Origin of the sequence: Streptomyces phaeolivaceus (genome assembly GCF_009184865.1) — a bacterium.
Classification (GTDB): Bacteria; Actinomycetota; Actinomycetes; order Streptomycetales; family Streptomycetaceae; genus Streptomyces; species Streptomyces phaeolivaceus.
The window spans coordinates 9,412,859-9,432,866 of the sequence record NZ_CP045096.1; the positions used below are offsets into that span (position 1 = coordinate 9,412,859).

The following is a 20,008-nucleotide window of genomic DNA, read 5'->3' on the forward strand; positions in this document are numbered from 1 at the left end:
ATCGTCCTGATCGTCCTGGTCGTCCTGATCGGAACTGCCATGGGAACCTTCCTGTGGTGCGGGGTGGGCGAGGGGGGCTACGGCAGTCCCCAGGCGGCGCCCGGTTCGCTGACGGCGACGGGGGCGATGACGAGGTCGGGCCGGGCACCGGAGTGGACGAGCACCTCACGGCCCTTGGGGAGGTCGATGGAGAGGGTGCCGTCGCCCAGGTCGTGGGTGCGGGCCGGGGTGCCGTCGTCGAGGAGCACGGTGAGCCGGCCGGAGAGCCCGTGCCCGAGCCTCAGCGGCTCACCCGCCAGGCTTCTGATCCGGATGAACCGGGTGGCCCCGCCCTCGCGGACGGCGCTGACCAGGAAGGCGCCCTGGGTGCGGAAGTCGTGCAGGGTGACGTCCGCCCAAGCGGTCGGGACGGCCGGGAAGACCCGGATCACCCCGCCCCAGCTCTGGCAGAACATGTCGTGCAGCGACTGCGAGGCCGACAGCGGTGTCTCGATGACCGGACCGGCCTCGGTGTAATGGGTGTTGGCCTGGCAGGGGTAACGGGTGCTGGGGTCGAAGAACTTGCGCAGACAGCCGATCGCGGTGTCACCGTCACCGGTCATCGCGTACATCGACGCGGCGCCCGTGTAGCTGTAGCCCCGGTGCGCGCTCGGGAGCGCGTGCCAGCGGACGACCGACTTCGTGATCAGCTCGCGGTTCTCCGGCTGTTCCCAGTTGACGAGATACAGCGGATAGATCATCAGCAGATGCGAGTAGTGCCGGTGGGACTGCGCGTACGGGGTGTCGGCGCCGATCATGTAGCCGGTGTCGTCCACCGGGTACGGGGTGAGCCGGGCCAGTACCTCCTGCCAGCGCGGGATCAACTCGTCGTCCACACCGAGCAGTTCGGCCGACTCGATGAGGGTCTGGCAGCCCCAGCGGATGAGGGCGAGGTCGTAGTTGGTGTCCTGCGGGGGCACGACCGGGTACTCGGGGGAGAGCGTGCTCGGCAGATGCAGCTTGCCGTCGCCGCCCGGGGTGAGGAAGCGCAGGTAGTAGTTGATCGCCCGGCGCAGCACGGGGAAGACCGTGTCGCGCAGCAGGGGCTTGTCCATGGAGTGCCGGTAGGTCAGCCAGACGTTGTGCAGGGCCCAGGTGAGGTTGCCGACCTCGGTGGCCTGGCCCGGCCGGCCCACGCCCCGGTTGGCGAACATGTCGGAGCTGCGGCCGACCCCGGAGCTGTCCGTACGGTAGGCGGCGGGCACATTGGCGATCAGCTGCTCCTGGCTCTGCCGCACGGTGGTGGCGAGCGAGTCCAGCTCCAGGTGGTTGGAGCCGTGGACGAGCCAGTACTCCAGCTGGATGTTGAGGTTCCACCAGACGGCGGGCCAGGGCGTCGGCTCCAGCCAGGGCCCGCAGGTGGCCATCACGGGGCCGCCCGCGCGGGTGGCGGAGGCGACCTTGTAGAGCTGGATCCAGTGGAAGCTCTGCAGCCGCTCGTCGGGGAACGACACGAAGCTCTTCGGGTAGAAGGCGTGCCACCAGCGGCGATGCCGTCGGCGGAGCGCGTCGTACGACCCGGCGCGCCGGAGACGGCGTAGCGAGTCGGCCTCGGCGGCGGTGGTCGAGGGCGCGCTGTGCCCCACGCTGAGCAGCAGCTCGCCGCTGTCGCCCTTGCCCTCGCCCTCTCCGGCGCGGCGGTAGGCGGTGGCGGTCTGGCCGCCGATGAGGGGCTGGAGCACCTGTTCGGTGCCGTCGGCGGTGGTCCGGGTCGTCCGGGGCGGATGGGGGGTGTATCCGGCGGGCGGGGCCTCGCTGATCTTCCGGGGACTGATGGCCTCCTCGGGGTGGAAGGTCCACACGATCCGTTCGCCGCCGTCGGCCGTCACCCGGGCGGCCAGGACCTCGTCGTGGATCAGGGCGGAGAGGGTGAGGGTGCCGGCGGTGGTGGTGACGGTGCCGGTGAGTTCGGCGTTCCACAGGCTCAGCCGCCAGTCGACGGCGGTGATGGTGCCGACCGGGTCGAGCGTGAGATGCCCGACCGGCAGCCGGCAGGTGCCCCAGCCGCTGCCGAACTCGGGCCGGTGGTCCTGGACACGTCCGTGCTGGACGGTGAAGCGGATCCGGTTGGCGCCCGGCTCCTGGTACACCATGCTGCCGAGCAGCCCGTCACCGAGGAACGGGCCCTCGTACCAGCGGGTCGGCAGCCGGCTCCAGCGCAGATCCTGGCCGCGCAGGAACCGCTCCCAGGAGCGGGCCGTGGTCATGGTGTCGCGGAGTCTCCAGGGGCATCTGCCGCCGGAGGCCGCCGCGTCGGCGTGGGCCGTCCCGGGGACGGCCGCCGCTGCCGCTCCGCCCAGCGCGGTACCCAGCACTGTGCGGCGGGGCAGGGGTAAGTGCCTCCCCGACTGCGAGGTCATCATCGTCCTCCAGACCTGAGGGTCATCGATAGCGGTATCGATACATCGGGTGTATCGGCGAACCTAGGCAGGGCTCGTGTGCCTGTCAATGGTGAGGGCGGTGGCGAGATCCGGCCCAATGAGGGCCTGAATTAGGCTATGGGGGAGCGGAATTGGCCTCCATGCTCACTTTGGCAACATGGTCCAGACGTTTTCACCCATCCGATGTTTCCTGTCAGGGAGGACATTCCGATGAAGAGACGCACGGTCCTACAGGCCGGAGCGGGCCTCCTGGTCGGCGGCACGGTCGCCGCCGCCCCAGCCGCCGCCGCTGCCCCCGCCGCCGATCCGACCGACGGCTGGACGCGGACCTCGTTCACCTACAGCTGGCAGAAGCCCTGGAACCTCGACCTCGGCGACCGGCACGGCGACAGCGGAGGCGTCCATCGCATGTGGGTGTACTCCAGCGACGAGCCGTTCGAGGAGGGCAGCACCACCGACCCGCGCACCGAGATGCGCTGGAAGAACGACTACAGCACCGGCGGTCACATGTGGGACGCCGACGTCTACCTCCCGGCCGGCACCGACGGCGCGTCCTTCGTCCAGACCCTCCGCACCCGGCGCCCCTCCGGCACCCCGGCCACCGACATCATGCTCAACGTGTACAACGCGGGCGGCGGCACCGTACGCCGCTACGACGGCACGGTCCTCAAGAGCGACGCCTACGACACCTGGTTCAACGTGAAGATCGCCCACCAGGCGAGCAGCGGGACCGGCACCATCAAGGTCTACCTCGACGACTCCCTCGTCCTCACCGTCGCCGACCGGGGCCCCGCCACCCGCTACTTCAAGAACGGCGTCTACCACCACGGCTCCGGCCGCGCCGAGGCCCGCTTCCGCAACATCGCCTACTGGACGCGCTGACCTCGCCCGACGCCGGGACCCAGGGCCACGGGAGGTGAACCCGGGCACGGACACGCAGGTCACCGCCCAGTAGAGTGCGCCTCTGTCGCCCCCGAGAGCCGCCCGGGGCACCGCCCCCGAACCACCGAGGTACCGCGCAGTGACCCCCGCACCACCAGGACCGCCGTACGCCGTCACCGTCGTCGGGCTCGGCGCCGACGGCTGGCGAGGCGTCCCCGACGCCTCCCGCGCGGTCCTGCGCGACGCCGAGGTCCTCATCGGCGGTCCCCGGCAGCTCGACCTGCTGCCCCCGGAGTGCACGGGCGAGCGGATCACCTGGCCCTCGCCCCTGCGCCCCGCCGTCCCCGCCCTCCTCGCCGCGCACACCGGCCGCCGCATCGCCGTCCTGGCCAGCGGCGACCCCATGTTCTACGGCATCGGCCGCGCCCTCGCCGAGGAGGCCGGCGACCGGCTGCGCGTCCTGCCGCACCCCTCCTCCGTCTCCTACGCCGCCGCCCGCCTCGGCTGGCCGCTGGAGGACACCGAGGTCGTCACCCTCGTCGGCAGACCCACCGCCCGCCTCGCCGCCGCCCTGCACGAAGGCCGACGGCTCCTCGTCCTCGGCGCGGACGCCGGTACGCCCGCCGAGGTCGCCGCCCTGCTCCGGGACCGGGGCTTCGGACCGAGCCGACTGCGCGTCCTGGAACAGCTCGGCGGCGACCGCGAACGGACCACCGACCCGACCACCGCCGACGACTGGGCCGCGCGGACGGACCCGCCCGGCGACCCCCTCAACATCGTCGCCGTCGACTGCCGACGGGCCCCCGACACCCTGCGGCTCGGCGCCGTCCCCGGCCTGCCCGACGAGGCGTACGAACACGACGGACAGCTCACCAAGCGGTACGTCCGCGCCGCCACCCTGGCCGCGCTCGCCCCCGCCCCCGGCGAACTGCTGTGGGACATCGGCGGCGGCTCGGGCTCGATCGCCGTCGAATGGATGCGCACCCACCCCTCCTGCCGGGCGATCACCGTCGAACGCGACCCCGTGCGCGCCGCACGCATCACCCGCAACGCCGACCGGCTCGGCGTCCCCGGCCTACGGGTCGTCACCGGGGCCGCGCCCGCAGCCCTGGCCGAGCTCACCGAACCGCCGCCGCCGGACGCCGTGTTCATCGGCGGCGGCCTCACCGTGCCGGGCCTGCTCGACAGTTGCTGGCATGCGCTACCGGTCGGCGGCCGGCTGGTCGCCAACACCGTGACACTGGAGTCCGAGGCGGTGCTCGCCGACGCCCACCGCCGCCACGGCGGCGAACTGATCCGGCTCGCGGTCGCGCGGGCCGTGCCCGTGGGCGGCTTCACCGGGTGGCGACAGGCGATGCCGGTGACCCAGTGGGCCGTACGGAAAACCACCGGCGACACCTTCCATGTCGGCGACCCCTTCGACACCGCTTCGGGAGCAGAGAAATGACCGTGTACTTCATCGGCGCCGGCCCCGGCGCCGCCGACCTGATCACGGTCCGTGGCGCCCGTACGCTCGCCGCCTGCCAGGTCTGCCTGTACGCCGGCAGCCTCGTCCCCCGCGAACTCCTCGCCGAATGCCCGCCGGACGCGCGGCTGGTGGACACCGCCCAGCTCGACCTGGACCGGATCACCGCCGAACTGGTCCGCGCGCACGAGGAGGGCCACGACGTGGCCCGGCTGCACTCCGGGGACCCGTCCGTGTTCAGCGCGGTCGCCGAGCAGATGCGGCGGCTGGACGCGGCGGGAGTGCCGTACGAGGTGGTGCCGGGGGTGCCCGCGTTCGCGGCGGCGGCTGCCGCGCTGAAGCGGGAGCTGACCGTGCCGACGGTCGGGCAGACCGTCATCCTCACACGCATCGCCCAGCAGGCCACGGCCATGCCGGACGGCGAGGATCTGGCCACGCTCGGCCGCAGCGGGGCGCTGATCGTGCTGCACCTCGCCGCGCGGTACGTCGACCGGGTCGTCGAGGAACTCCTCCCGCACTACGGCGCCGACTGCCCCGCCGCGGTCGTCGCGTACGCGTCCCGGCCCGAGGAGGCCATCCTCCGGGGGACGTTGGACGAGATCGCCGGGCAGGTGAAGGCGGCGGGTGTGCTGCGCACGGCGGTCATCATGGTCGGCCGCACGCTCGGTGCGCGGCAGTTCCGGGACAGCCACCTGTACTCGCCTGAGCGGGAGCGGCATGGCTGCTGAGTGGTGGGGTGCGTTGTCGGGTGCGGGTGCGTGGGGGCTTCTCGCGCGGTTCCCCGCGCCCCTGAAAGCAAAAAGCACGGGGCGCGGCCCCTGCTTTTTGAGGGGCGCGGGGAACCGCGCGACCAGCCCCCACGCACCCGCACCCGCACCCGCACAACGAAACCGCATTTGTTAGGCTCCCCTTCGCTGCCCGTGGGAGAAGTCCGGTGAGAACCCGGCGCTGACCCGCAACGGTGTGTGCGACGGCCGAGAACGACCCGTCGTGCGAGCCCGATCGCCCAGGGGTGGTGCGACCCGTTGAACGCTCGCCGTGGACTGCGAGAGGGGACCGCACGGCCGGCATGCCGTACGGGCCGCTCCTGACCGATGTCCGACCAGGCGGCCCCAGGTGAAGGACCGCCCCGACCGTGCGCCGCAGCCCCAGCCGCATACCCCTGCCCCCACTCGTCCTCGGCCTCACCCTGCTCCTGCTGCTGTCGCTCGTCGGCGGCACCGGCCTGGGCGCCGCCGGGATCGCCTGGCCGGACGTCCTCGGCTTCCTGTGGGCCGGCCTCACCGGCGGCACCGTGCACGCCGCCGACGCCGCCTCGTACACCATCGTCTGGGAGATCCGGCTGCCCCGCGTCGTGCTCGGCGCGATCGTCGGCGCCGGGCTCGCGGCCGTCGGCGTGGCCGTCCAGGCGATCGTGCGGAACGCGCTCGGCGACCCCTTCGTCCTCGGTATCTCCTCGGGCGCCGCCGTGGGCGCGAACGCGGTCATCCTGCTCGGCGCGTTCGCCGGACTCGGCGTCTGGGCGCTGTCCGCGTCCGCGTTCCTCTCGGCCCTCGCCGCCATGGCCCTGGTGTACGCCGTGGCCCGCTCACCCCACGGACTGTCCCCGCTGCGGCTGGTCCTCACCGGTACGGCACTGGCGTACGGCTTCGAGGCGGTCACCACGGTCATGGTGTTCGGCGCGGCCCGGGGCGAGGCGGCCCGGTCGGCGCTGATGTGGCTGCTCGGGAGCCTCGGCGGAGCCACCTGGGCGCAGGTACCGCTGGTCGCCGTGACCGTCGTCGCGGGCTGGGCCTGGCTGCGGCGGCGGGCCGAGTCGCTCAACGCCCTCGCCATGGGCGACGAGACCTCGGCCGCGCTCGGCGTCCGACCGGAGCGCCTGCGCCGGGAGCTGTTCCTCGTCACCGCCGCCGTGACCGGGACGGTCGTCGCGGTCAGCGGGGCCATCGGGTTCGTCGGGCTGATGGTGCCGCACGTCGTCCGGATGCTGGTCGGCGCCGACCACCGCCGGGTGCTCGCGGTCGCCCCGCTGGTCGGCGCCGTCCTGCTGGTCTGGGCGGACGTCCTGTCCCGGCTGCTGCTCGCCCCCGCCGAACTGCCCGTCGGAGTCATCACCGCCGTGGTGGGCGTGCCCGCCTTCCTCGTGCTGATGCGGCGCGGCGGCTACGCGTTCGGAGGCCGCTGACCATGCGACTCGACATCGACGCGGTGACGATCGAGACCGCCGGGGCCCGACTCGTCGACGACATCCGGCTCACCGCCGCCAGCGGGGCGTTCGTCGGGCTCGTCGGCCCCAACGGCAGCGGCAAGTCGACCCTGCTGCGCTGTGTGTACCGGGCGCTGCGCCCGGCCGCCGGCACCGTGCGGCTGGACGGGGAGGACGCGCACGCCATGCCGTCCCGGGCCGCCGCCCGGCTGCTGGCCGCGCTGCCGCAGGAGTCGTCCGCCGAGTTCGACTTCACCGTCGCCGAGGTGGTCGCCATGGGACGGCTGCCGCACCGGGAGCGTACGGCCGCCTCCGACGCGGAGATCTGCGCGCGGGCCATGGCCCGCACCGGCGTGGAGCATCTCGCCGACCGGGGGTTCCTGGCGCTGTCCGGCGGCGAGAAGCAGCGCGTCCTGCTCGCCCGCGCCCTCGCCCAGCAGCCGAAGGTGCTCGTCCTCGACGAACCCACCAACCACCTCGACATCGCCCACCAGTTGGATGTGCTGTCCCTGGTCCGCGACAGCGGGGTGACGGTGCTGGCCGCCCTGCACGACCTCAACCTCGCCGCCGCGCACTGCGACGTCCTGTACGTGATCGCGGGCGGCCGGATCGTCGCCTCGGGCCCGCCCCACGACGTCCTCCACCCCGATCTGCTGGCCGAGGTGTTCGGGGTCCGCGCCCATCCCGTACGGCACCCGGAGACCGGCGCCGTCCAACTCCTGTTCGACCTGCTCCCGCCCACCACCCTCTGAAGGACCCCATGCGCAAGCTGCTCGCCGCCGCCCTCTGCCTCGCCGCGACCGTCACCGCCACCGGATGCGGCGCGAACGTCGAATCGGCGAAGGACGCCAAGTCCACGTCCGGCTCCGCCGAGAAGGCGGTCACCCTCACCAACTGCGGTCAGAAGATCACCTTCGACAAGGCCCCCGAACGCGTCGTCACCAACGACGTCGGCATCACCGAGCTGATGTTTGCGCTCGGCCTGGAGGACCGTATGGCCGGGTTCGCCATGCCCGACGACAAGGGCGATCTGAGCGGGGTGCCCTGGAAGGACGGCTACGACAAGGTCAAGTGGCTGTCCAAGGACCAGCTCACCAAGGAGAACGTCCTCGACGCCAACGCCGACCTCGTCTTCGCCGGCTGGAACTACGGCTTCCGCGAGGACGCCGGCTTCACCCCCGACGCCCTGAAGAAGCTCGGCGTCCCCTCGTACATCCTCACCGAGTCCTGCCGCAACGGCCGTAGCGAGACCTCGCGCGGCATCATGCCGCCCCTGGACGCGCTGTACACCGACCTCACCAACCTCGGAAAGCTGTTCGGCGTCGAGAAGCGGGCGGCCACCCTGATCGCCGACTTCAGGAAGCAGATCGCCGACGTCAGGAGCGAGGCGCCCGCCAAGAGCCCCAGGGTCTTCCTCTACGACAGCGGCCAGGACCAGCCCTTCACCTCGGGTCGCTTCGCCGCGCCCGAGCAGATCATCACCGAGGCCGGTGGCGTCAACGTCATGCACGACGTCGAGGACTCCTGGACCACCGTCGGCTGGGAGAGCGTCGTCCAGCGGGACCCCGATGTCATCGTGATCTGCGACTACGGGGACGTCACCGCCGAGCAGAAGAAGAAGTTCCTGCTCTCCTACGCCCCGCTGCGGGGCGTCTCCGCGATCAAGAACAAGCGGATCTTCGTCCTCGACTACGTCGACCTGGTCGAGAGCCCCCGCAACCCCTCGGCCATCGCCCGCCTCGGCACCTACCTGAAGACCGTCTCGGAGAGCTAGGTCTAACGGATCGCGCTGCGGCCCACGACCGTGCCCGCGCGGTCGACGCAGATGACGTCGACCGCGACGGGCGCGCCCCGCAGCACGGCCAGGGCCTCGTCACGGGCCACGGTCGCCACCAGATCGCCGAGCGGCACCCCGGCCGCCGCGCACAGCTGGAGCGCGGCGAGCCCGGTGTTGGCGCCCGCGACCTCGGCGGCCAGGGCCTCGTCCGCGCCGCCGCGCCGGGCCAGCTCGGCGAGGAAGCCCTTGTCGACCTGGGAGCGCGCGGAGTGCAGATCGAGATGCCCGGCGGCCAGCTTGGACAGCTTGGCGAAGCCGCCGCAGATGGTCAGCCGGTCGACGGGGTGGCGGCGCACGTACTTGAGGACCGCGCCCGCGAAGTCGCCCATGTCGAGCAGCGCGTCCTCGGGCAGTTCGTACTCGGCGACGACGGTCTTCTCGGACGTCGACCCCGTGCACCCGGCGAGATGCGTGCGCCCGGCCGCCCGCGCCACGTCCACGCCCCGCCGGATGGAGTCGATCCACGCCGAGCAGGAGTACGGGACGACGATCCCTGTCGTCCCGAGGATGGACAGACCGCCGAGGATGCCCAGCCGCGGGTTCCAGGTGGAGCGGGCGATCTCCTCGCCGTGGTCGACGGAGAGGGTGATCTCGACATCGCCGGTGCCGCCGTGCCGGGCGGCGACCTCGGCGACATGGTCCCGCATCATCTGCCGGGGGACCGGGTTCACCGCCGGTTCGCCGACCGGCAGGGGCAGGCCCGGACGGGTGATTGTCCCGACACCCGGGCCCGCCCGGAACACCACCCCGGCCCCGGCGGGCAGCCGCCGCACCGTGGACCGGACCAGCGCGCCGTGCGTGACGTCCGGGTCGTCGCCCGCGTCCTTCACGATGCCCGCCATCGCGCTCTCGGCGGTCAGCTTCTCGGCCGCGAGCGCGAAGGACGGGGTCTGTCCCTTCGGCAGGGTGATGGTCACCGGGTCCGGGAACTCGCCGGTCAGCAGCGCGGTGTACGCGGCCGTCGTCGCGGCGGTCGCACAGGCACCGGTCGTCCAGCCGTGCCGCAGACCTGTGTGCTTGAGTTGGGCGGCACGACCACCCTTGGCCTCGCCGGCACCCTGCGCGCCACCGCCGTCCTTCGGCTCACCGCCGTCTTTCGGCTCACCGCCGTCTTTCGCCGTACCGCTCATGAACGGACCCGTACTTCCATGCACGTACTGATACTCGGCGGAACCACGGAGGCCCGCCGCCTCGCCGAGCTGCTGCACGGCACCCCCGGCCTGCGGCTGACCAGCTCCCTCGCCGGACGGGTCGCCAGCCCCCGGCTGCCCCCGGGCGAGGTGCGCGTCGGCGGCTTCGGCGGGGCCGAGGGGCTGACCGCCTGGCTGCGCGAGCACGGGGTGGACGCGCTCATCGACGCCACCCATCCTTTCGCCGGGACCATGAGTTTCCACGCGGCACGGGCTGCCGCCACCTCCCATGTTCCCCTGCTCGCGCTGCGCCGCCCCGGCTGGGCCCCGGCCCCCGGCGACCACTGGCACGACGTCGGCTCACTGGACGAGGCCGCGCGCCTGCTGCCCACGCTGGGCCGACGCGTGTTCCTCACCACCGGACGGATGGGTCTGGCCGCCTTCGCCGCCCTGGACGACCTGTGGTTCCTCGTACGGTCCGTCGACGCGCCCGAGGCCCCGCACCCGGCCCGGATGGAGGTGCTGCTCGACCGGGGCCCCTTCACCCTCGCGGGGGAACGGGAACTGCTCCGCCGCCACCGCGTGGACGTCCTCGTCACGAAGGACAGCGGGGGAGCCGCCACCGCGCCGAAGCTGACCGCCGCGAGGGAGGCCGGGGTGCCCGTAGTCGTCGTACGCAGACCACCCGTCCCCGAGGGCGTCACCGTGGTGCCGGACCCGCAGGCGGCGGCCCACTGGGTCGAGGAGCTGCTCACCGCCCGGCCCCGCCCCGCTCACCCCTCCGGATAGCGCCGCGGCGTCCAGACGATCTCCTCGCCGTCGCCGCGCCGTACCACCCGGGTCTGCGAGGAACCGATCAGCAGGATCGTGCGCATGTCGACCTCGGCGGGGTCCAGGTTGGCCAGCCGGACGATCCGTACGCGCTCGTCGGAGCCGCCCACGTCCCGCGCGACCACGACCGGGGTCTCCGGCGCCCGGTGCTCCAACAGCAGGTCACGCGCCTTGCCCACCTGCCAGGTGCGGCTGCGCGACCCGGGGTTGTACAGGGCCAGCACCAGGTCCGCCGAGGCCGCCGCGCGCAGCCGCTCGGCGATGACCTCCCAGGGCTTGAGCCGGTCGGAGAGGGAGAGCGTGGCGTAGTCGTGGCCGAGGGGGGCGCCCGCACGGGCGGCGGCGGCATTGGCGGCGGTCACCCCCGGCAGCACCCGCACCGGGACGTCCGCGTACTCCTCCTGCGCGGCGACCTCCAGCACGGCCGTCGCCATGGCGAAGACCCCCGGGTCGCCGCCGGAGACGACCGCGACCCGCCGCCCGCGCCGGGCCAGATCGAGGGCGAACTCGGCGCGCTCCGACTCGACCCGGTTGTCCGAGCCGTGCCGGACCTGCCCCGCCCGCCGCGGCACCCGGTCCAGATAGGTGGTGTAGCCGACCAGGTCGTCGGCGGCGGCCAGCGCGCCCCGCGACTCGGGCGTCAGCCACAGCGGACCGGCCGGACCGGTACCGACCACCACGACCTCACCCCGCTCCCGCGCCTCGGGCCGTTCGGCGTCGACCTGGCTGGGCAGCACGGCCACCGCGAAGTACGGCACCGACTCCGCGTCCACGTCCGCCAGTTCGGCGATCCGCTCCCCGGCCATGGTGGCCCGCTCGACATAGCGGGCCTCGTCGAGCCGCCCCGCCCCCTCCAGCGCGCTCCGCACCTTGGTGAAGGTCCGCCCCAGCTTCATCACCACGGCCACGTCCGTCGCGGCGAGGCGTGCGGTCAGCTCCTCCTCGGGCAGGGTGCCCGGCAGGATCGTCAGCACCTCCTCGCCCTCGACGAGCGGGGTGCCGAGACGGGCCGCGGCGGCGGACACGGACGTGACCCCGGGGACGACCTCGGTGTCGTAGCGGTCCACGAGCCGCTTGTGCATATGCATGTACGAGCCGTAGAAGAGCGGGTCGCCCTCCGCGAGGACCGCGACCGTGCGCCCCGCGTCGAGATGCGCCGCCAGCCGGGCCGACGCCTGCGCGTAGAACTCCTCCATCGCGCCCTTGTAGCCGCCCGGATGATCGGTGGTCTCCGTCGTCAGCGGATACATCAGCCGCTCCTCGATCTGGTCGGCGCGCAGATGCTTCGCCGCGATCGAGCGGGCGATGGAACGGCCGTGCCGGGCACAGTGATACGCGATCACATCCGCCCCGGAGATCACCTCGACGGCCCGCACGGTCATCAGGGACGGGTCACCGGGGCCGAGCCCCACCCCGTACAGCTTGCCGCGCACCGGCTTCTCGCCCACTGTCCCGCCGTTCACTGTCCCGCCGTTCACTCTTCCTCACTCGCGATCGCGTTGAGCGCGGCGGCGGCGATGGCACTTCCGCCGCGACGGCCGCGTACGACGATGTGGTCCAGGCCCGACGGATGCGCGGCCAGCGCGTCCTTGGACTCGGCTGCGCCGACGAACCCGACCGGCACCCCGATGACGACGGCGGGCCGGGGCGCGCCCTCGTCGATCATCTCCAGCAGCCGGAACAGCGCGGTCGGCGCGTTGCCGACGGCCACGACCGAGCCCTCCAGCCGGTCCCGCCACAGCTCCAGGGCGGCGGCGCTGCGGGTGGTGCCCAGCTTCGCCGCCAGCTCGGGGACGGCCGGGTCGGAGAGCGTGCACAGCACGTCGTTGTCGGCGGGCAGCCGCTTGCGGGTCACCCCGCTGGCCACCATCCGCACATCCGTGAAGATGGGCGCCCCGGCGCGCAGGGCCGCACGGGCGCGGGCCACCGCGTCGGGCGTGTACACCAGGTCCCGTACGAGGTCGACCATTCCGCAGGCGTGGATCATCCGGACCGCGACCTGGCTGACATCGGCGGGCAGCGCCGCGAGGTCCGCCTCCGCGCGGATGGTGGCGAAGGACTGCCGGTAGATCGCCGGGCCGTCCTTCTCGTACTGGTAGTCGTACGTGGTCACGGTGGTCTTCTCGCTGCTCTCGGTCGTCTTCGTACGGGTGTTGTTCACAAGGGTCATGAGGTTCGTGCGGCTCATGAGGTGATCGCCGCCAGGGCGGTGGCGAGCCGACCGGGGTCGGCCATGTGTGTGGTGCGGGGTTCGTGCGCGGTGCTGGTGCTGGTGCTGGTGCGGGTCAGGTCGTAGCCGCCGCCCGGCACGGCCACCACGTCGATCCGTTCGCCGCGCGGGTGGCCGCAGCGCCGCTCGCAGCCGGACCAGTACAGGGGGAGGCCCGCGCGCCCGGCCGCCGTCAGGCTCGTGGTCGCGTCCGCCCGTACGTCCGCCAGGGACTTCGCGCAGCCGGGCCGCCCGATGCAGGCGCCCACGCGCAGCCAGGGAGAAGCGGGATCGGTGACCAGGCCGGTCACCGAGAGCCGGGCGAGCGCCTCGCCCGCCCGTTCCTTGCCCGTCCGTTCCTCGCCCAGGCCCGGGACCGGGACGACGACTCCCCGCCAGGGGGTCAACCGCAGTTCCCGGCCGGCGGTGGTGGCCGCGAGCGCGGTCAACTCCCGCCACTGGAGGCCGGTGAGGCGCCCGAGCGGGACATGTACGGAGAGGGCGTCACCGACGGCGCCGGGCGGCGGCCCCTCGGCTCCGGCCGGGGCCGTCCCCGGGACGGTCCGGCTCCCGACAGCGATCCCGTCGGCGGTCAGCCGGTCGCGGACCAGGCCGGGCAGCCCGCCCCGCCGTGGGAGTTCCGTCACACGCCAGACCCGGGCCCCGCTCTCCCGGGCCGCCGTCAGAAAGGTCTCGGCGGCCGTCAGCGCGGCACGGGCCGCGTCCTCGGCGGGCACCGACAGGACCTCGTCGGCCGTGCCGAGGCTCAGCAGCGCGCCGCCGTCCTCGGCCGCCCGGACGGTCACATCGGCGTCGAGTCCGGCCACATCCCCGCGCCCGTCGTCGAGCGCGAACAGGAACCGGCCCGACAACTCCGGGGCCGCCGCGCTCGCGCACAGCGCCGTGTCGAGGGCCGTCAGCCAGGGCCGTACGTCCCGCAGGCCCCGCCCGTCGAGGCCGGACAGGGGAGAGGCCACGATGTTGCGCACCCGTTCGTGCCCGGCGGAGGGCAGCAGTCCGGCCGCGTCCAGGGACTCGGCGAGCGCGCCCCCGCAGCCGTCGGCCAGCCCCCGCAGCTGGACATTGCCGCGCGAGGTGAGGTGAAGATCACCGTCGCCGAGCCGCCGGGCCGCCTCCGCGAGCGCCTCGGCCTGGCGCACGGTCAGCACCCCACCGGGGACCCGGACCCGGGCCAGCGGCCCGTCGTCCGCCGCGTGCAGCCGCAACGTCCCCGGGCAGGCGTCGCCCCGGTCCCGTGGGGCCACTGTGGCCTGGGACGATGAGGGAAGGGGAGACGCGGAGGACATGGCCGCGAGCATACCTACCGGTACTACGGACGTACCCCCCGCCCTTTTGAGGCGACCCTTACTATGCTGCTTGGTGGATCATCCGGTCCGCCGACGCCACGAAGGCGCTAGGTGCTGCCGTCACATTCCCGTCGTCGCCCGAAGGGCGGCTCCGCGGCGTCTGGTGCGTGCTTTCGGCGTGCCGGGCGCAAGACCTCGTACTGGACGTACTTGGGCTTGTGCCCGGTGCGGCGAGAGTGCGTGCCAGACGTCGCGGAGCAGACGGGAACGTGACAGCAGACCCTAGAGGGAGGAAGCCGGTGTGAGTCCGGCGCGGTCCCGCCACTGTGAGTCCGTCCCAGGAGGGGCGGGCGAGTCAGGAACTCCCTTTCCCGTATCCCTCGGTCCCGCCCGAGCCGGGAAGACCGAAGATCCGTACACCGCCCGGGGCGCGGACCCCGAGGAAGGCCAGCAGCCGCATGCAGCCATCGTCCGGGGAGCGCTCCGCGCAGCCCCACATCCTGCTCCTGTCGACCTCCGACACCGACCTGCTCAGCGCCCGCGCGGCCGACGGCCCGGTCCCGTACCGCTTCGCCAACCCCTCCCGCCTCGCGCTGGACGACCTCCCGGCCCTCCTCGACGGCGCCGGCCTGGTCGTCGTACGGCTCCTCGGCGGCATCCGCGCCTGGCAGGAGGGCCTCGACCTGCTGCTCGCCGACGGCCGCCCGGTCGTCGTCCTCACCGGTGAACAGGCCCCCGACGCCCAGCTGATGGCCGCCTCCACGGTCCCGGTCGGTATCGCCGCCGAGGCGCACGCCTATCTCGCGCACGGCGGCCCCGCCAACCTGGAGCAGCTGGCGCGCTTCCTCTCCGACACGGTCCTGCTCACCGGCCACGGCTTCGACGCCCCCGCGCCCGCCCCCTCCTGGGGCCCACTGCCCCGGGAAGCGAGGGACACCGACGGCCCGACCGTCGCCGTCCTCTACTACCGGGCCCATCACATGAGCGGCAACACCGCCTTCGTGAACGCCCTGTGCGAGGCGATCGAGGACACCGGCTCCCGGGCGCTCCCGCTGTACGTGGCCTCGCTGCGCGCCCCCGAGCCCGAGCTGATCGAGGAACTGCGCGCCGCCGACGCCATCGTCACCACCGTCCTCGCCGCGGGCGGCACCAAGCCCGCCGAGGCCTCGGCCGGCGGCGACGACGAGTCCTGGGACGCGGGCGCCCTGACCGGCCTCGACGTACCGATCCTCCAGGCGCTGTGCCTCACCGGCTCGCGCGCCAACTGGGAGGAGAACGACGAGGGCGTCTCCCCGCTCGACGCGGCCAGCCAGATCGCCGTCCCCGAGTTCGACGGCCGCCTGATCACCGTCCCGTTCTCCTTCAAGGAGATCGACGAGGACGGCCTCCCGGCCTATGTCGCCGACCCCGAGCGCGCGGCCCGCGTCGCCGGAATCGCCGTACGCCACGCGCGACTCCGCCACATCGCCAACGCCGACAAGCGCCTCGCCCTCGTCCTCTCCGCCTACCCGACCAAGCACTCCCGCATCGGCAACGCGGTCGGCCTGGACACCCCCGCCAGCGCCGTGGCGCTCCTGCGCCGACTCCGTGAGGAGGGCTACGACTTCGGCGACACGGACGTCCCCGGCCTCGCCTCCGGCGACGGCGACGAGCTGATCCGCGCGCTCATCGAGGCGGGCGGGCACGACCAGGACTGGCTGACCGAGGAGCAGTTGGCCCGCAACCCGGTGCGTATCCCGGCGGCGGACTACCGCCGCTGGTTCGCGACGCTTCCCGAACAGCTGCGCACCGCCGTCGAGGAGCACTGGGGACCGGCGCCCGGTGAGATGTTCGTGGACCGCAGCGCCAACCCGGAGGGCGACATCGTCCTCGCGGCCCTGCGCTTCGGGAATCTGCTGATCCTCATCCAGCCGCCGCGCGGCTTCGGCGAGAACCCGATCGCGATCTATCACGACCCCGATCTCCCGCCGTCCCACCACTACTTGGCGGCCTACCGCTGGATCGCCGCCCGCACGGACGACGGCGGTTTCGGCGCCGACGCGATGATCCACCTCGGCAAGCACGGCAACCTGGAGTGGCTCCCCGGCAAGAACGCGGGCCTCTCGGCGGCCTGCGGCCCCGACGCCGCCCTCGGCGACCTGCCGCTCGTCTACCCGTTCCTGGTCAACGACCCGGGCGAGGGCACCCAGGCCAAGCGCCGCGTCCACGCCACCCTCGTCGACCACCTGGTCCCGCCGATGGCCCGCGCGGACTCCTACGGCGACATCGCGCGCCTGGAGCAACTCCTCGACGAATACGCCCAGATCAGCTCGATGGACCCGGCGAAGCTCCCGGCGATCCGCGCCCAGATCTGGACCCTCATCCAGGCCGCCAAGCTCGACCACGACCTCGGCCTGAACGACCGCCCCGAGGACGACGGCTTCGACGACTTCCTCCTGCACGTCGACGGCTGGTTGTGCGAGGTCAAGGACGCCCAGATCCGCGACGGACTGCATGTCCTCGGCACCCCGCCCGGCGGCGCCGACCGGGTCAACCTGGTCCTCGCCATCCTGCGCGCCCGCCAGATCTGGGGCGGCACCCAGGCCCTGCCCGGCCTGCGCGAGGCCCTCGGCCTCGACGAGTCCGCCGCGACCCGTACGACCGCCGACGAGGCGGAGGCCAAGGCCCGCGCGCTGGTCGAGCGGATGGAGGAACTCGGCTGGGACCCGGACTCCGTACCCGACGAGCACGGCGAACAGGTCACCGCCATCCTGGAGTTCGCCGCCCGCGAGGTCGTCCCCCGCCTCCGGGCCACCACCGCCGAACTCCACCACACCGTCCACGCCCTCAACGGCGGCTTCGTCCCGGCGGGCCCCTCGGGCTCCCCGCTCCGGGGCCTGGTCAACGTCCTGCCGACCGGCCGCAACTTCTACTCCGTCGACCCCAAGGCCGTCCCCTCCCGCCTCGCCTGGGAGACCGGCCAGGCCCTCGCGGACTCCCTCCTGGAGCGCTACCGCGCCGACAACGGCGAATGGCCCACCTCCGTCGGCCTCTCGCTGTGGGGCACGAGCGCGATGCGCACGGCGGGCGACGACGTGGCGGAGGCGCTCGCCCTGCTCGGCGTCCGCCCGGTCTGGGACGACGCCTCCCGCCGGGTGACCGGCCTGGAGGCCATCCCCGCCGAGGAGTTGGGCCGTCCCCGGGTGGACGTCACCCTGCGTATCTCGGGCTTCTTCCGGGACGCGTTCCCGCACACCATCGGGCTGCTCGACGACGCCGTACGGCTGGCCGCGTCCCTCGACGAACCGGCCGAGGCCAACCACGTACGGGCCCACGTCCAGGCGGACCTCGCGGACCACGGCGACGAACGCCGGGCCACCACCCGCATCTTCGGCTCCCGCCCCGGCACGTACGGAGCGGGCCTCCTCCAGCTGATCGACTCCCGCGACTGGCGCACCGACGCCGACCTCGCCGAGGTCTACACGGTGTGGGGCGGCTACGCCTACGGCCGGGAACTCGACGGCCGTCCGGCGCGCGAGGAGATGGAGACCGCGTACAAGCGGATCGAGGTGGCCGCGAAGAACACGGACACCCGTGAGCACGACATCGCCGACTCCGACGACTACTTCCAGTACCACGGCGGCATGGTGGCCACCGTCCGTGCCCTGCGCGGCACGGCCCCCGAGGCGTACATCGGCGACTCCACCCGCCCGGAAACGGTCCGCACCCGCACGCTGGTGGAGGAGACGTCCCGGGTCTTCCGGGCCCGCGTCGTCAACCCGAAGTGGATCGAGGCGATGCGCCGCCACGGCTACAAGGGCGCCTTCGAACTCGCCGCGACGGTGGACTACTTGTTCGGCTACGACGCCACGACGGGCGTGATCGCCGACTGGATGTACGACAAGCTCACCGAGACCTACGTCCTCGACGAGACCAACCGCGAGTTCCTCCAGCAGGCCAACCCCTGGGCCCTGCACGGCATCGCCGAGCGGCTGCTGGAGGCGGAGTCGCGCGGCATGTGGGAGAAGCCGGACCCGACGGTGCTGGAGGGCCTGCGTCAGGTGTACCTGGAGGCGGAAGGGGACCTGGAGGGCGGCGAGGACTGACGGCGGCGCGGATCGGGCCGTCGCAGACGGCCCGATCCGGTGTCCGTCCCGGGCGGCCCGCACCGGCTGTTCCCTGCCCGTCCTCGTACGACAGGGTGGGAACTCGTCGGTTCCGAGGGCCGTTTCCGAGGGCCCGTTCGGCTATGGGTGACCGGGCTTGCCCTTGGTGTGCAGCCAGGTCTTGAACAGTTTGTCGAGGCGCACCCCCGACTCCTGCTCCGCCAGCCGCTCGAACTGGGCGGTGGTGCCGTGGCCGTAGCGGTGCTGCTTCGCCCAGGCGCGCAGGATGCGGAAGAAGTCGCGGTCGCCGACGGCGGTGCGCAGCACGTGCAGGGTCATCGCGCCGCGTGCGTAGACGGGGTCGCTGAAGATGTGGGCGCCGCTGCCGGGGTCGGCGGGCGGGAACTCCCACAGGCTGTCGCTCGCGGGTCGGGCGTACAGGGAGTCGAAGGTCTTCTGGGCGCTTTCGCCGCCGTGCTGTTCGTCGTAGAGCCACTCGGTGTAGGTGGCGAAGCCCTCGTTGAGCCAGATGTCCTTCCAGGAGGTGAGCGACACGGAGTTGCCGAACCACTGGTGGGCGCTCTCGTGGACGAGGGTGCTCAGGTCGGGGGCGCTGCTGTAGACGGGCCGGGTCTGGGTCTCCAGGGCGTAGCCGACGCTCGGCGCTCGGTCGACGATGGAGCCGGCGGCACGGTACGGATACGGCCCGAACAGTTTACTCTCCCAGTCCAGCACGGACGGCAGTTTCTTCAGCACGGGCGCCGCGGCGGAGGCCTCACGTGGGTCGACGGCGTCGTAGACCTTGACGCCGCCTCGGGTCGTGTACTGCTTGACCTTGAACTTCCCTACGGTCGCGGTGGCGAGGTAGGCCGCCATCGGCTCCTTCTGGCGCCAGCGGAAGGTGGTTCTGCCGTTCTTGGTGCTCTGCCCGAGCAGGACGCCGTTGGCGACGGCGGTGCGGCCCTTGGGGACGGTGATCGTGAAGTCGTACGACGCCTTGTCGAGGGGATGGTTGTTGGCCGGGAACCAGGTCATGGCGCCCTGGGGCTCGCCGGCGACGAACGCGCCGTCGTCGGTGGGGACCCAGCCGTCGAGGGAGCCGTCGGGGTCGGTGACCGGGCCGGGCTTTCCGTTGTAGCGGACGGTGATGCGGAAGGTCTGACCCTTGCGCAGGGCGCGGCTCGGCGTGACGACGAGTTCCTGCCCGCTGCGCTTGTACGCCGCCTTGTCCCGGTCGACCGTCAGACCGGTGATCTTCAGGCCCTTGAAGTCGAGGTCGAAGCGGGTCAGCTTCTGGGTGGCGCGGGCGACGAGGACCGCCGTGCCGGTGAGGTGACGGCTCGCCGGGTCGTAGCCGAGCGTCAGGCCGTAGTGGTCCACGTGGTAGCCGCCGTTGCCGGCGAACGGGAAGTAGGGGTCGCCGACGCCGGAGGCGCCCACGGTTCCCGCCGCGGTGGCGGGTCCGGCAGCCGTGAGCAGCGCCGCCACGGCTACGGGCACGGTGGCGACGACGGCACCTCGGCCGAGCACGGCGGGACGTCTGCGGGGGTGGTTCACGTGCGCTCCTTGGGGGGTGGCGTGTGAGGAAACGATCCTCACACTAACCAGCCGTCAGGTCGGTTTCCCCTCGTTCAGG

Annotated in this window: 15 protein-coding genes and 1 riboswitch; of the genes, 9 read left to right on the forward strand and 6 right to left on the reverse strand. The window is 72.8% G+C overall.

What is annotated here, in order from left to right:
* Positions 1-77 precede the first annotated feature (77 nt).
* A complete protein-coding gene (locus tag F9278_RS42855) occupies positions 78-2,246 on the reverse strand; it encodes a glycosyl hydrolase family 95 catalytic domain-containing protein (protein WP_226967182.1) in 2,169 nt (722 codons plus the stop codon).
* Here F9278_RS42855 and F9278_RS47845 point away from each other — a divergent pair.
* From F9278_RS47845 to F9278_RS42885, 7 genes are all read left to right on the forward strand, one after another.
* Positions 2,245-2,418, forward strand: a complete 174-nt coding sequence (locus tag F9278_RS47845) for a hypothetical protein (protein WP_226967183.1) — start codon at positions 2,245-2,247, stop codon at positions 2,416-2,418. The two genes, F9278_RS42855 and F9278_RS47845, sit on opposite strands and share 2 nt — an antisense overlap.
* Positions 2,419-2,630: 212 nt before the next feature.
* Positions 2,631-3,302, forward strand: a complete 672-nt coding sequence (locus tag F9278_RS42860; protein ID WP_152173141.1) for a cinnamyl alcohol dehydrogenase — start codon at positions 2,631-2,633, stop codon at positions 3,300-3,302.
* Positions 3,303-3,441: 139 nt separating this feature from the next.
* On the forward strand, positions 3,442-4,749 hold the full coding sequence (gene cbiE, locus F9278_RS42865; RefSeq protein ID WP_152173142.1) for a precorrin-6y C5,15-methyltransferase (decarboxylating) subunit CbiE: 1,308 nt from the start codon (positions 3,442-3,444) through the stop codon (positions 4,747-4,749).
* Complete coding sequence (gene cobM / locus F9278_RS42870) at positions 4,746-5,495, forward strand: precorrin-4 C(11)-methyltransferase (protein ID WP_152173143.1); 750 nt, start codon at positions 4,746-4,748, stop codon at positions 5,493-5,495. The genes cbiE and cobM overlap by 4 nt, the downstream gene beginning before the upstream one ends.
* Before the next feature lie 407 nt (positions 5,496-5,902).
* Complete coding sequence (locus tag F9278_RS42875; RefSeq protein WP_152173144.1) at positions 5,903-6,952, forward strand: FecCD family ABC transporter permease; 1,050 nt, start codon at positions 5,903-5,905, stop codon at positions 6,950-6,952.
* Positions 6,953-6,954: 2 nt separating this feature from the next.
* Positions 6,955-7,725 (forward strand): ABC transporter ATP-binding protein, encoded by a 771-nt coding sequence (locus tag F9278_RS42880; RefSeq protein WP_152173145.1) that lies wholly within the window; start codon positions 6,955-6,957, stop codon positions 7,723-7,725.
* A gap of 8 nt (positions 7,726-7,733) precedes the next feature.
* Positions 7,734-8,747, forward strand: coding sequence for an ABC transporter substrate-binding protein (locus F9278_RS42885; protein WP_152173146.1), 1,014 nt, complete (start codon positions 7,734-7,736; stop codon positions 8,745-8,747).
* 2 nt (positions 8,748-8,749) lie between these two features.
* Here the strand turns inward: F9278_RS42885 and F9278_RS42890 are convergent, their stop codons facing one another.
* Positions 8,750-9,940 carry a cobalt-precorrin-5B (C(1))-methyltransferase gene (locus F9278_RS42890; protein ID WP_152173147.1) on the reverse strand — a complete coding sequence of 397 codons (1,191 nt, stop codon included), beginning with the start codon at positions 9,938-9,940 and terminating at the stop codon, positions 8,750-8,752.
* Between the two features lie 18 nt (positions 9,941-9,958).
* On the opposite strand from F9278_RS42890, the gene F9278_RS42895 reads away from it, so the two are divergent.
* The gene (locus F9278_RS42895) at positions 9,959-10,729 is read left to right on the forward strand and encodes a cobalt-precorrin-6A reductase (RefSeq protein WP_152173148.1); all 771 of its coding nucleotides are present in this window, start codon (positions 9,959-9,961) and stop codon (positions 10,727-10,729) included.
* Here F9278_RS42895 and F9278_RS42900 read toward each other — a convergent pair.
* Genes F9278_RS42900 through cobG form a run of 3 tightly spaced genes read right to left on the reverse strand, consistent with a single transcriptional unit; the run spans position 10,714 to position 14,287 of the window.
* A complete protein-coding gene (locus F9278_RS42900) occupies positions 10,714-12,204 on the reverse strand; it encodes a precorrin-2 C(20)-methyltransferase (RefSeq protein WP_152174482.1) in 1,491 nt (496 codons plus the stop codon). The genes F9278_RS42895 and F9278_RS42900 overlap by 16 nt on opposite strands.
* Before the next feature lie 41 nt (positions 12,205-12,245).
* Positions 12,246-12,941, reverse strand: a complete 696-nt coding sequence (locus F9278_RS42905; protein WP_226967383.1) for a precorrin-8X methylmutase — start codon at positions 12,939-12,941, stop codon at positions 12,246-12,248.
* A gap of 14 nt (positions 12,942-12,955) precedes the next feature.
* The gene (gene cobG, locus F9278_RS42910; protein WP_226967184.1) at positions 12,956-14,287 is read right to left on the reverse strand and encodes a precorrin-3B synthase; all 1,332 of its coding nucleotides are present in this window, start codon (positions 14,285-14,287) and stop codon (positions 12,956-12,958) included.
* A 289-nt stretch (positions 14,288-14,576) separates the two neighbouring features.
* Positions 14,577-14,652: riboswitch (cobalamin riboswitch) on the forward strand.
* A 93-nt stretch (positions 14,653-14,745) separates the two neighbouring features.
* On the opposite strand from cobG, the gene cobN reads away from it, so the two are divergent.
* On the forward strand, positions 14,746-18,372 hold the full coding sequence (gene cobN, locus F9278_RS42920; protein WP_152173150.1) for a cobaltochelatase subunit CobN: 3,627 nt from the start codon (positions 14,746-14,748) through the stop codon (positions 18,370-18,372).
* 141 nt (positions 18,373-18,513) lie between these two features.
* On the opposite strand, the gene F9278_RS42925 is transcribed toward cobN, so the two are convergent.
* Entirely contained in the window at positions 18,514-19,929 is a 1,416-nt protein-coding gene (locus tag F9278_RS42925) for a M1 family metallopeptidase (protein WP_152173151.1), read from the reverse strand.
* Positions 19,930-20,008: the final 79 nt, after the last annotated feature.

What these genes read in the sequence shown, in the direction of transcription:
- F9278_RS47845 (WP_226967183.1), top strand. Translation starts at nt 2,245, where the DNA reads ATGGTGTCGCGGAGTCTCCAGGGGCATCTGCCGCCGGAGGCCGCCGCG.
- F9278_RS42855 (WP_226967182.1), bottom strand. Translation starts at nt 2,246, where the DNA reads ATGACCACGGCCCGCTCCTGGGAGCGGTTCCTGCGCGGCCAGGATCTG.
- F9278_RS42860 (WP_152173141.1), top strand. Translation starts at nt 2,631, where the DNA reads ATGAAGAGACGCACGGTCCTACAGGCCGGAGCGGGCCTCCTGGTCGGC.
- cobM (WP_152173143.1), top strand. Translation starts at nt 4,746, where the DNA reads ATGACCGTGTACTTCATCGGCGCCGGCCCCGGCGCCGCCGACCTGATC.
- F9278_RS42880 (WP_152173145.1), top strand. Translation starts at nt 6,955, where the DNA reads ATGCGACTCGACATCGACGCGGTGACGATCGAGACCGCCGGGGCCCGA.
- F9278_RS42885 (WP_152173146.1), top strand. Translation starts at nt 7,734, where the DNA reads ATGCGCAAGCTGCTCGCCGCCGCCCTCTGCCTCGCCGCGACCGTCACC.
- F9278_RS42890 (WP_152173147.1), bottom strand. Translation starts at nt 9,940, where the DNA reads ATGAGCGGTACGGCGAAAGACGGCGGTGAGCCGAAAGACGGCGGTGAG.
- F9278_RS42895 (WP_152173148.1), top strand. Translation starts at nt 9,959, where the DNA reads ATGCACGTACTGATACTCGGCGGAACCACGGAGGCCCGCCGCCTCGCC.
- F9278_RS42905 (WP_226967383.1), bottom strand. Translation starts at nt 12,941, where the DNA reads ATGACCCTTGTGAACAACACCCGTACGAAGACGACCGAGAGCAGCGAG.
- cobG (WP_226967184.1), bottom strand. Translation starts at nt 14,287, where the DNA reads ATGTCCTCCGCGTCTCCCCTTCCCTCATCGTCCCAGGCCACAGTGGCC.
- cobN (WP_152173150.1), top strand. Translation starts at nt 14,746, where the DNA reads ATGCAGCCATCGTCCGGGGAGCGCTCCGCGCAGCCCCACATCCTGCTC.